The 11,829-nt window shown below is 46.3% G+C and carries 9 protein-coding genes; 7 read left to right on the top strand and 2 right to left on the bottom strand.

Going from position 1 to position 11,829, the window contains the following annotated elements; genetic code table 11:
* Positions 1–107 precede the first annotated feature (107 nt).
* The 4 genes from EKG38_RS13570 (at position 108) to EKG38_RS13555 (ending at position 6,607) form a co-directional block, all read left to right on the top strand.
* Positions 108–608, top strand: coding sequence for a glycine cleavage system transcriptional repressor (locus tag EKG38_RS13570; RefSeq protein WP_126520773.1), 501 nt, complete (start codon positions 108–110; stop codon positions 606–608).
* Positions 609–842: 234 nt separating this feature from the next.
* Positions 843–1,682, top strand: a complete 840-nt coding sequence (locus EKG38_RS13565; RefSeq protein WP_246033165.1) for a DUF2797 domain-containing protein — start codon at positions 843–845, stop codon at positions 1,680–1,682.
* Between the two features lie 423 nt (positions 1,683–2,105).
* A complete protein-coding gene (locus EKG38_RS13560; protein ID WP_126520772.1) occupies positions 2,106–4,172 on the top strand; it encodes a methyl-accepting chemotaxis protein in 2,067 nt (688 codons plus the stop codon).
* Between the two features lie 284 nt (positions 4,173–4,456).
* Entirely contained in the window at positions 4,457–6,607 is a 2,151-nt protein-coding gene (locus tag EKG38_RS13555; RefSeq protein ID WP_126520771.1) for a TonB-dependent receptor, read from the top strand.
* A 168-nt stretch (positions 6,608–6,775) separates the two neighbouring features.
* Here EKG38_RS13555 and EKG38_RS13550 read toward each other — a convergent pair whose 3' ends face one another.
* A complete protein-coding gene (locus EKG38_RS13550; protein ID WP_126520770.1) occupies positions 6,776–7,342 on the bottom strand; it encodes a DUF4136 domain-containing protein in 567 nt (188 codons plus the stop codon).
* 195 nt (positions 7,343–7,537) lie between these two features.
* On the opposite strand from EKG38_RS13550, the gene EKG38_RS13545 reads away from it, so the two are divergent.
* From EKG38_RS13545 to EKG38_RS13535, 3 genes are all read left to right on the top strand, one after another.
* Positions 7,538–8,131: a LysE family translocator gene (locus EKG38_RS13545; RefSeq protein ID WP_126520769.1), complete on the top strand. Its 594-nt coding sequence runs from the start codon at positions 7,538–7,540 to the stop codon at positions 8,129–8,131.
* Between the two features lie 69 nt (positions 8,132–8,200).
* The gene (locus EKG38_RS13540) at positions 8,201–8,773 is read left to right on the top strand and encodes a DUF1415 domain-containing protein (RefSeq protein WP_126520865.1); all 573 of its coding nucleotides are present in this window, start codon (positions 8,201–8,203) and stop codon (positions 8,771–8,773) included.
* Positions 8,774–8,921: 148 nt separating this feature from the next.
* Entirely contained in the window at positions 8,922–9,677 is a 756-nt protein-coding gene (locus tag EKG38_RS13535) for a ribonuclease H family protein (RefSeq protein ID WP_126520768.1), read from the top strand.
* 132 nt (positions 9,678–9,809) lie between these two features.
* Here the strand turns inward: EKG38_RS13535 and EKG38_RS13530 are convergent, their stop codons facing one another.
* Positions 9,810–11,273, bottom strand: coding sequence for an MFS transporter (locus EKG38_RS13530; RefSeq protein ID WP_221767760.1), 1,464 nt, complete (start codon positions 11,271–11,273; stop codon positions 9,810–9,812).
* Positions 11,274–11,829: the final 556 nt, after the last annotated feature.

Here is an 11,829-nt window from a genome sequence, read left to right as displayed (position 1 = left end):
AAACACTCTCATTATTCTGATGTGTCGAATTATATGACGTAAAGATGACACTAGTGTTACAAGGTACAAATCCAGAGATAATATTTAATCAGAGGAGCTAAATCAACATGTTACGATACTTAGTCACCCTACAGGTAGCAGATAGAAAAGGGTTAGTCGAACAGATCGCGCACGCGGTTAGCCGTCATGGTGGTAATTGGCTCGATTCTGAACTTCGTCATATCGACGGAATTTTTGCTGCCATACTCCTTTTAGAGGTCCCCGCTTCCAACTGGGATATTCTGGCCGAAAACTTAGAGTGTATCGAAGGTTTAAGCATGACCTATGCTAAAACCAATAAAAATCCACATCAGATTAAACACTTTAGTTATTCACTTGTGGCCTATGACAGACCAGGTTTAGTACATGACATTTCAAACAAGATCAGTGCACTTGGGATTAATATTGAACACTTCAGCACGCGTTATGAGAGCGCGAGCCACACGGGTGTGCCTCTCTTCAGAGCTAATTTCGATCTGGGAATCAAAACCCCCGACCAAGAGGAGCAGCTGTCGAGTGCGCTATATGCAATAGGTGATGATGTGGTTCTGGATAAAATCAGCACTTAAACTGTTAAGCACTTAAAAAGCGACTGAAAGAGAGTGAGACTCACTCTCTTTCATGAATATGCTACTCAACTTTTCTCCCCATTTATGTTTCTTTTAACTGGCAGCAATCGAAAAAATCTATCAGAGGTTGCTTAAACAATCTGTTAGACTGTGACCAATCCAGAAGACTGGTCGTTAACGCCAGCTCAATTCTATGCCTTATCTTAATAGGTCATATTTATGCTAGGAACAGCTATGTCAGGTTCAATGTTGGGTACTGTCTCAGGTACGATAAAAAAAATGCGCGCCACACTAGATAATGATGGGCTGGTGCAATACCAACTGCCCATAGGTGATGAGCTGTTAGCCATGAACCCTCTTATCGGCACTACAGTTACCTTGACGCATACCGGCAAAATTTGCTGCAGTAACTGCGGCAAAAAGACCAAAAAAAGTTATTCTCAAGGACACTGTTTCGTCTGCATGAAGAAGCTGGCAAGTTGCGATATGTGTATCATGAAGCCCGAAACCTGTCACTTTGACCAAGGTACCTGCCGTGAGCCACAGTGGGGAGAAGACAACTGTTTCGTCCCTCACTATGTCTACCTGTCAAATACATCGGGCCTCAAGGTCGGCATCACCCGTCATACCCAGTTGCCAACACGTTGGATAGATCAAGGGGCCACTCAGGGCTTACCCATTTTAAAGGTATCGACAAGACAGATCTCAGGTTTAGTGGAAGTCGAATTGGCAAAGTTGATTGCAGATAAGACCAACTGGCGCACTATGCTCAAAGGTAATGCGGAAAATATCGATCTTAAAGCTCAAGCTACCGAGCTTTTACCCCAGGTTGAGAGTAAAATTCATGAGATTTGTATGGCCCATGGCGAATACGCCATCGAGAAGCTAGATGAAGATATTCAGGAGATACATTTCCCTGTTACCGAGTTCCCGACAAAGATAACTTCGCACAACTTTGATAAAGATCCTATCGTTAGCGGGGTTTTACAGGGAATTAAGGGGCAATATCTTATCTTCGACACCGGCGTCATCAACCTACGCAAGTTTACCTCCTACGAGATAAGTGTCGGCTAACCGATCGGGTGTTCATGGGTCGGTCCCCCTTTTACAGGAGAGTCCCGACTCATGCTCATCTCCTCTTTAGAAAAACTTAGCAAAGACGGCATACTTTAAAACCCGGGTATGCTCACCCACCTCTACCCCATTATTCATTTTATCCGGCCTCTAAAAATTCAGAACAGTCATATACTATATTGCACTAATATATATAACTCCCAATTAGTTAGCTCCACTCTCCCAGGGATAATGTTTCACAACCCATCTTCATCTATGGCCTGGCATTTTCAATATATTTGTTAATCAGATCCCATTTGAGCAGTCGAAGTTACACCGGGTTCACACTTTTGCAACCACCATGTTGTATTTGAGTGTTTTTTGGCACTTAATATTCATTAGATTTTTCTTATGTCCTATCGAATTCATCCTAGGGTGGTTTTCATGAAAATGACAATTAAAGCTAAATTAATCATATTAGTAGGCGCTTTACTTATCGCTGTTTCCAGCTTCTTTATCGCCAACATGATCGTGATCGAACAGGCGGTTCTCAAACAAGAAGAGCTTAATATCAGTAACAAAGTTGAGAGCTTAGTTAAGCATAATCTCATCGGTCAGGTCGATACCCTCAGCCGTTCAGTCAATGACTTCTATCAACAGTCCAGAGTCGAAAATATCAGACAGGCTCTGGGCGATGAGATCGTCATGTTTCGCGATATCATCAATAGAATGTATGAAAATGATCTCACCGATGAACCCGATATGATGGTCTATACCTTCATCAACGAATACCAGTGGGGAAAGGGCCGTTATCTGTTTGCCTATGATGCGGATACCCTGACGAACGAAGCCGCCGGTATCGGTGGCGTATCGATGGGAAATAGTCGTGATGTTGTCGATGAAAAAGGCAATTATTACGCCCGAAATATTGTCGCAGCGGCGAGAGAAAATGAGGTAGGTTTCGCCAGCTACTTCTTTTCGAATCCGACCACAGGGCAGGTCGAAGAGAAGCTCTCAGCCTCCTTCTATTTTGAGCCACTTAATCTGGTCATTGCGACCGGTGAGTACATCAGCACCCTGAAACAGGATAAGGTAACGGCCGCACTGCAGACTGTTATGGCGGCAAAGTACGGTGAAAATGGTGAATTCTGGATACAAGATGCCAAGGGTACAATTCTTGCGCATTCCCAAAAAAATCTGATCGGTACAGAAACAGAAAATGCCGCCAAGGCGAAGCAAGCCTTAGGTGAAAAATCCGATGCCTTTATACTGCTCCCGATTTCAAACCCTTCGACAAATACCGGCGAAGCACAGATCTCATATGTCAGAAAAATCCTCCCCAAGTGGGGGTGGGTCATAGGAACCGGAGCCTTTGAATCCGATGTCACCTCAATTCAACAGGGGCTAACCGCGGGCACCCGTGAGATATTTGACAGTAAAATCTACCAGAGTATCGCAGTGGCAAGTTTACTTATCATAGTGGCACTCACTTTCTGTGTCTGGCTGCTAAACAAAATTATCACAGATATGGTCGTACTAAAAAACCGCATAGAAACCCTATCCACCGGCGAAGCAGATCTGACCTCTCGATTGGAGATCGCTAGCCGTGATGAGCTTGCGGATATAGGCCATTCGGTGAATAATTTTATCAGTTACCTTCAGGCTATGATGCTTGATATATCTAAATCCTCTAAAGAGATCACCGAGGGGATCACACAACTTAACAGCCAGTCGGAGCGAAACAGCCAGGCCCTCAATAGTCACACCTCAGAGACTGAACTCGCTGTTACGGCAATCACTCAGATGAACGCCTCAGCCGAAGCCGTGGCCCAAAGCGCGGTGCAAACGGCATCGAGTACCCAACAAGCCAACGAAGAAGCTAAAGCCTCTAAGGTCACCGTTGTCGATGCTTCCAACAGTGTCATAGCCCTCGTTGAGGAGATGAATACGGCGACCAGCAGCATCAATACCATGAGCGAGAATACCAACCAGATCGTATCGGTTCTGGGCGTAATAGGAGGGATCGCCGAGCAGACCAATCTACTCGCTCTCAATGCCGCCATCGAAGCCGCTCGCGCCGGGGAACAGGGACGAGGATTTGCGGTTGTCGCTGACGAGGTACGTTCGCTTGCTTCTCGTACACAATCGAGTACGGCTCAAATTGAGCAGATCTTATCCACATTACGACGCGATGCCGCAACGGCGGAAAAAGTGATGACCGAGACTAAGAATAGCTGTCAGAAGGTGGCCGAAAATACCTCACGAGTCACCTCCAGCCTTGATACTATGACAGGTTCTATCGTAGAAATTAACGATTTAGGCAGTCAAATCGCAACGGCATCCGAGCAGCAAAGTGCGGTAACCGATGAAATTAGTCGAAATATGCACACCATAGAGGCCATGGCACTTGAGTTATTACAAAACGGCCAACAAACAGCGTTGAGTACTCAAAACCTTTCGGCAGCGAACGAACAGCTCAATGTGCTAGTCAGTAAGTTTAAACTCGCATAATAACACCACAGATAGCAACGCCCCTCAGCCAAGGCTCGACTCCCGGAGTCTTGGCTGAACTCCCCCCTATTAACTTACCTTCCCGGTCGAAACAAGCCAAAGCTCAGAAAAGCCAAAGTTCAAAAAAGCTGGCATCTTGCAGGCTTTAATGTCGCCCGCCAGGCTATGAATTCAACATGCAATACTCCGTCAGCGCAACAAAAATGCAACAGATGTAAAGTTCCTGCAAAGACAACTGAGAGTGGTTATCATTCGCACCTCTTTGTAACCTACCAGGAAATACCATGCCGTTTTCATTAAGCAAGACAGCCCTTGCCACTCATTGTGCATTGCTTTGTCTTACTCTTCCCTCTTTCGCCACCCTCGCAGCAGATAAGACATACGCTACAGCTCAGTCAATGGAGCGTATGATAATAACGGGGAGCCGCTCGGTAGAGCGAATCGATGAGGTCCCCTCTTCGGTTACCCTGATCGACAACGAGTCGCTAAAGCAAGATATGTTGGTCAGCTCTGAGCTACAAAACATCCTCGCATTTCGTGTACCTGGCATGGCACCAAGCTCAGGGACTTCGAGCAACTCAGGGCAAAGCCTGCGTGGCCGTCAGGCGCTGATCATGATAGATGGCGTGCCTCAATCTACACCACTGAGAAATGGTCAATTAGGTATTCGCTCCATCGATGCAGGAGCCATCGAACGTATCGAGGTGATCAAGGGTGCGACCTCTATCTATGGTAACGGCGCTTCCGGCGGTATCATCAACTACATCACCAAGAAAGCCACTAGTGACGACGAGGCCAGAATACAGCTTGGTGCCTCGAGTAAATTCAGCGCGGTAAAATTTGAAGATACGCCGGGTTATCGTTTCGATGCCTCGATAGACGGTACAAATAATAACTTCAGTTACGTACTCAGTGGCGCCATCGAAGAAACTGGCCTGCAGCGTGACGCCGAGGGCGATGTCATAGGCCTTAAATATGGCCTCTCCGAAGCTAAGTCCAAGAACCTGTTTACTAAGCTGGGTTATGCCTTCGATGAAGAGAAATATCTGCAGCTCACCTATAACTACTACGAAGCTCAGCAGGAAACGGATTATGTCGATGTGGTCGGTAGCGTCAATACCGGTGTAAAAACCTATGCCATCAAAGACACGAGCGGTAACCCAAGACTCGGAGTACCACAGGGGCCTCGTGGTAACCATAACCTGATGCTCAAGTATGTAGATGATGAGCTGTTTGCCAATACTCAGTTAACTGTCGATGGGTACGCCCAGATCATCGAGAACATGTTCTTCTATTCAACCAGCCTCTCTAACCCGAGTGAAGGGTACGCTGGCGGCCAGTCACTGATTAAATCAGATAAGAAAGGACTGCGGGTTAATCTAAATACTCAGATAGACTGGGATAATGTCGAAGTCAGCTTCATCTATGGCCTGGATGCACTCAACGACGTCAGCTCTCAACCGCTGGATGACGGGCGCATCTGGGTACCGGAAATCGATATGACCAACCTTGCAGCATACCTGCAGACTAAAGTCATCATCGACGGCGACTGGATTATTAAAGCCGGCGTGCGACAAGATAGGGTGGATCTCACCGTCGATAATTATGAGACCCTTAAGGTATGCCGCGATGCAAATACCTGCTCGGTCCCCATGGATGTTAAAGGGGGAGATATCGATTACGACACCACGACCTATAACTTAGGTGTCAGATACAATATGAATGACCATTTCAGTCCTTTTGTAAGCTTCTCCCAAGGCGCCGATATTTCAGACTTAGGTCGCTTACTGCGCACCGCAACGGTCGATGATATCTCACTCATCCGCACCGAAGCCTCAGTTGTCGATAATTACGAAGTGGGCTTCTCGGGGCAGTTTAACGATCTGACTTACGAACTCGCCGCATACCGAAGTAACTCAGATCTGGGTACGGGTAACAGATATGATGAGGCAACCGGCGTCTATATGCCTGTACGTGCACCACAGAAGATCTGGGGGTATGAGGCTCAGTTTAGCTATCAAATTCAGGATAACTTACGTACCGGCATCACATATAGCTGGATAGAGGGTAAAGATACCGAGAATGACGTCTATCTCGACGGTAAGGCAATTTCTGCCCCTAAATTTACCGCCAGCATCGACTGGAAGCCAATTGATGAAGCAAACATTGGCATTAATTACCTCTACGTTGGCGACCGCGATCGCTTCGAGCCAACAAACGGTAACTATGTCGGCGCCCAGGGGCCTGTGAGCAGCTATAACCTGGTCAATCTAAGCAGCAGCTACACCATAGATAACTGGCAGCTGTCTTTGGGTATAGAAAACCTGCTTAATGAAGACTACTACTCGGCTCGCTCTCAGGCATTTACTTATAATGGTTATAATACTAAGGGGCTAGGAACTTCTGTAAACCTTGGGCTTAAAGCCAGCTTCTAATTCTATAATAGAGTGACATTTATAAGGCAGGCTTTTTATAACTGATTATAACTGACTGATAAAAACGAAATCGGGGCCGGCATAAACCAGCCCCTTAAAGCGAGTAGAGTCACAAGTTAAATAACCAGAGATATCACAGTCAGTAAATCACTCTCTGCAATTTTATAACTACAAGATACTCGGCACAGCCCCCAACATGAGTGAGACAAGTTCATCGACTCGCTGCTGACGCTCATCCCTGCTCTGTTCAGAATCTGTAAACCCCTGTGCTAACACGCGCCAGGCAGGTTCTGCCATTCGAGGGTGAAACAGCGCCACCAGCACCGAGCCTTTTTCATGCTTATCGGCATCGACTCCAACAGTTGAGAGGCCTGGGACTAAGCCCGCTTTGTCGAGTATCTGTGCATCGCTCATCTCTGATTCCAGTGCGATACCAAAACCTAACAGTAGATCGGGTGAGTCATCGATAGAGACCAGCCGATAACCTTTAGCTTCCATCACTTTAGTCATCGCCGTGCGCATAAGGTCGACAACTTTATCATCATCGGCTCCCTTCTCTGTTGCCACTCTGGCCAATGCTGGGTGCCATGCAAAACGGGGAGTGCTTTGTGACAGGAATCCAAGGTCCCCGCTTGTCACCATAGTGGCGCGCGTAGGCTTGGACTTAGGCACATCGACAGTGACACAGGCGGTCAACATAAATGTTAACAATAAGCAGCTGAGTTTTTTGAACATGATGTAAGATTCCCTCTTAAATATAATCCAATAATAACCAGTTAAAGATTAACCTAAGCTGACTCATAAGTAATTACAATTAGTTAACTAAAAAGTATTGGCGAGTATTCAAATTGTGTGCGACTAACATCTACTCTGTAGCTCATCGAAGAATTCCGTTAAAATACAATTTTATATCTCCAATAGCGGATCTACATGGAACTGGTTTTAACTATTGCACTTTTTGCATTCTCATCTGGAATCACCCCCGGCCCCAATAACATCATGCTCATGAGTTCTGGCGTCAACTTTGGTGTTAAGAGAAGTCTTCCCCATCTATCAGGAATCTGCATCGGTTTTCCCGCTATGGTACTCGCAATAGGTTTAGGCTTGAGCACGGTGTTTCAGGCATACCCCATCATTCACTCAATCATTAAGTATGCCGGTATATCCTATCTTCTCTACCTCGCCTGGCTGATTGCTAATAGCAGCAGTAAACTCGAGGGCAAGAACACACCTAACCCTTTGAGCTTTATACAAGCCGCCGCTTTTCAGTGGGTGAACCCAAAGGCCTGGATAATGTCCATCGGGGCGATTGCCGCATTCACGAGTGTGCAATCTCCGTTGACGCCTCAAGTACTGACCATAGCGACCGTTTTTTTATGTGTAGCCATACCCAGCGCCTTCATCTGGTTAGGATTTGGAGTGGGCTTAAAACGTTTATTAAAAAATAGCCGCCAACAAAAAATCTTCAACATCTCTATGGCACTCTTGCTTGTAGCATCTATCATCCCTATTATCGCCCCATAAGCCGATATCCATCGAGTGAGCAAGGCTGCCGCAATGACACAGCCAGAGCTGGAGCAAGAGAAGAATAAAATGAGAGACCAAGAGCAGGACACTGAACTTAAAGCCATCGCCCAGCACACGCAAAACTGGGTCGAACGTGTGATCATGAAATACAACATCTGCCCTTTCGCTCGCCGTGAAGTTGAGCGTCGCAGCATTCGTTATGCCGTTATCGATGAGGCTAAGATGCACCATGTGCTCGAGGCCTTGATCACAGAATGCCAGCACTTGGATGCTCACCCCGAGGTTGAAACAACCCTGTTTATCGTCCCTCGAGGGTTCGAAGGGTTTTACCCCTATCTGGATCTCGTCGATATCTCTAATGATCTGCTTATCGAACAAGGCTATGAAGGAGTGTATCAACTCGCGAGTTTCCACCCCGATTACTGTTTCGATGGTGAACCTATGGATGCCCCATCCAACTACACTAACCGCTCGCCATACCCGACCATGCATATCATACGCGAAGCCAGCATGGAGCAGGCTCTGGCAACTTATGATGATCCGGAATCGATTCCAGAACGCAACATCGAGTTCTCCCAGAAGAAAGGCAGTGATTTTTTTGCGAAATTATTGTCTGGTTGTATGGGGAAAAAGAGCTAGTTTCATATTAATTCCATAAAGGTTTACAGAATCAATACTGGTCCTTACTCGTTAATAGGTAAATTTTTAACAAGTAAGTTTGAACAGCATTCAGCAGGCACACATATCATAAGAATATGTGCCCTACTCATAGATAGAAGAGATAACAATGGCGAAGAAGTTTTACGTAGTGTGGCAAGGCAGAGAAACCGGGATCTTCACGACCTGGGATCAGACTAAAAAGCTGGTCGATAAATTTCCGGGGGCACGCTATAAGTCTTTTCCCAGCCAAGCCGAAGCCGAAGCGGCTTTTGGCAAGGGAGCAGCACCGTCTCTTGCTAAAAAAGCCTCCTCTAAGCCAGCTTCAGTGCCAAAAAAGGCCGGCGCACCTGAAAACGGCAAAAACTATGATGTTGATATATATACAGATGGGGGCTGCGAACCTAACCCTGGAAAGGCCGGTTCTGGCATCGCTGTATATCGTGAAGGTGAACTGTCTGAGCTTTGGTATGGACTCTACAACGCTTTCGGCACCAATAACACAGCAGAGTTAAATGCGCTGCATCAGGCACTGCTAATCGCTCAAGACAACCTTAAACAAGGTAAGAGTGTTCATATCCTGAGTGACTCCCAATACTCCATTAACTGTATCACCAACTGGGCCTATGGTTGGAAGCAGAAAGGCTGGAAGAGAAAAACCGCAGGTGATATTAAAAACCTTGAAATAATCCAGCTATCCCACGCCGTATATGAGGAGATAAAAGAGAAGCTCCAGATCTCGCATGTAGCGGCACACGTGGGCATTGAGGGCAATGAGTTAGCCGACAGAATGTCGATATATGCTATCGACCAGAAAGACACACAGTTTTGCCGCTATCCCGAGCCCATAGATCTGGCTTCGATTCTAAGCCTGAGAGCGGGTTAATATTCAGTTTTCAAAGATATTACTTCTAATCTAATACAAAAAAAACAATTGAATTAATACCAATCGATACAACAGAACAGCCCATTCCTCTACAAAAGGAGAAATGGGCGGTATCATCAATAGCTAAATCCTTTATCCCTCAGCCTTCGCCATCTTCTCTTCACTCAAACCTTGAGTCGGGTCTTCATCGTTAGCCAACATCTTCTTGATAAGCTTAGATGCGGCAAATGCGACACCGACCATCACCACAGCCATAATGGTCAATATACCGAAGTAGTCACCATACAGACTACGCACAACCTCCTGTGTGATAGCCTGTCCCTTTTCAACGGCAATTGAAGTTGAGAACACGGCTCCGACGACGCCACTAAGCGCTATCGCGACCGAAAACAAGCTGACCGAGAACGCTTCGATATGTTTAGGCGCCACCGACAAAATGAAGGCGACGACCATGCTGCCAACGATCACTTCCGCAAACGCCAGAAAGAAATGGATAACCAAAAACACTTCGGGACGGATAATAACATCACGACCTACGGTCATCACGGCTAAGGTCAATATGCCAAAGGAGATGGCGGTAAAGATAAAGGCAAAGCCTACCTTAGTCGCGATAGTAAAATGAATATTACGCTTCTCCAAAGCTGAAAAGGCCAGCGCGAGCAACGGGCCAGCTACCATGCACCACATAGGGTTCATGGCCATAGATGCCTCTGGCGCAATAGGAATGATCCCGAACAGGTCGCCACGCATCGTATTGATCGTCACTAGCGTCATCGAGGTCATCATCTGGCCGTAATAGACAAAAAAGGCGATAGTCAGCAGCACCATGATTAATATGGTTCCCATCCTCATGGACTCACGCTTTTCCGATTTCACCATTATTGAGATAAAGTAACCGATGGCGCCCAGACCTATCGCATAAACGATATTCTTACCGATATCCATATTAGAAAACATAAAGAAGACTAAGCCAATCATGGCGGCCGAACTAATCACAAACAGCACCCAGTTCCTGATACTGACCGGCTGTCTGTCAATCTCTGAGCTGACCTCAAGCAAGGGCTTACGGGTTATCAGCATCAACACAAAGGCCAATAGGGCCATCGCCGCACACAATAGATAGCTGCCGCTGAAGCCGATGACTAACACGACCAACGGAAACAGATATTGGCTGATAAAGGCACCAATATTGTTGATAGAGTAGTTAACCGCATACCCGCTCTCGAAAGCCTCTTCGGTCGCGAAGGTTCGCTTGAAAAGCGGTGAGTAAGAGGGGAACATCAAGCCTCTGGCATAACTGGCCAGGGCAATACCCGCCAGACTAAGAGGCACATTGATAATCGATGCGCCCAGCACCAACAAGCCATAACCTGCGGCGAAACAGATGAAAGCCAGGGTCAGGGAGCGATAGGCCCCCAGAAATTTATCGGTGATAAAACCGCCGGCAATGGCGAACAGGGGGCCGATAGCAGAAAAAGCACCGACGACCATCATAGTATCGGCTTCTGAATAGTTAAGATCTTCCAGAAAGAAACGGGTCAATATCACCATGACACCGTAAAAAGACATGCCAAACATCATTTGGCAAATCATCATCGAACTGTTCAACCTATTCCACATAACCGGATCTCTTCGTATTAGTAACTAAATAAACTTCAATGTTTATCAACGTGCGCGGATATTACATGAATCAATTCATTGAACCAGAGTGACTGGTCGCAAAACCAAAGTTAATGGCTAAAAACTCTCTCACTGCGCCGTTACTATTTGTTTACACCTAATACAAATCGGTATAAAGATGTGATCGCTCAGCGAGAATTTAGCGCTTCTGAGGCAAGGTCATTAATTGCTCCTCGGCTCTGGCATCCTCGGTAACTGCTCCATGCGTTACTCTACCTCCTGAATCCTTTCAGTCGTGCTTCGCTCTACCTCCTATATCTGACCTCCATGGAAGGAGGGAATGTCTTATTTTGTATGGAATAAAATAGACCATATAGTCGTGCATAAATGGCATTCACAACATCTGACCTCCAGGGATGGAGGAAATGTCTTAAGTATGTAGGGAACATACAAGACCGTGTTGCTCGCAACGAGTGAAGAACATAGTTATTCTACGTTTAAGCTCGTTAACACAGTATCAGGTGCGCTAAAA

It is taken from the genome of Shewanella canadensis (genome assembly GCF_003966225.1).
Classification (GTDB): domain Bacteria; phylum Pseudomonadota; class Gammaproteobacteria; order Enterobacterales; family Shewanellaceae; genus Shewanella; species Shewanella canadensis.
Note: the sequence above shows the minus strand (reverse complement) of the source record. Positions and strands in the feature narration are given on the sequence as shown.

Excerpts from the sequence above, each read along its gene's own strand:
- EKG38_RS13545 (WP_126520769.1), top strand. The coding sequence starts at position 7,538 with ATGGAACTGGTTTTAACTATTGCACTTTTTGCATTCTCATCTGGAATC.
- EKG38_RS13540 (WP_126520865.1), top strand. The coding sequence starts at position 8,201 with ATGAGAGACCAAGAGCAGGACACTGAACTTAAAGCCATCGCCCAGCAC.
- EKG38_RS13535 (WP_126520768.1), top strand. The coding sequence starts at position 8,922 with ATGGCGAAGAAGTTTTACGTAGTGTGGCAAGGCAGAGAAACCGGGATC.
- EKG38_RS13560 (WP_126520772.1), top strand. The coding sequence starts at position 2,106 with ATGAAAATGACAATTAAAGCTAAATTAATCATATTAGTAGGCGCTTTA.
- EKG38_RS13530 (WP_221767760.1), bottom strand. The coding sequence starts at position 11,273 with ATGATGATTTGCCAAATGATGTTTGGCATGTCTTTTTACGGTGTCATG.
- EKG38_RS13565 (WP_246033165.1), top strand. The coding sequence starts at position 843 with ATGTCAGGTTCAATGTTGGGTACTGTCTCAGGTACGATAAAAAAAATG.
- EKG38_RS13555 (WP_126520771.1), top strand. The coding sequence starts at position 4,457 with ATGCCGTTTTCATTAAGCAAGACAGCCCTTGCCACTCATTGTGCATTG.
- EKG38_RS13570 (WP_126520773.1), top strand. The coding sequence starts at position 108 with ATGTTACGATACTTAGTCACCCTACAGGTAGCAGATAGAAAAGGGTTA.
- EKG38_RS13550 (WP_126520770.1), bottom strand. The coding sequence starts at position 7,342 with ATGTTCAAAAAACTCAGCTGCTTATTGTTAACATTTATGTTGACCGCC.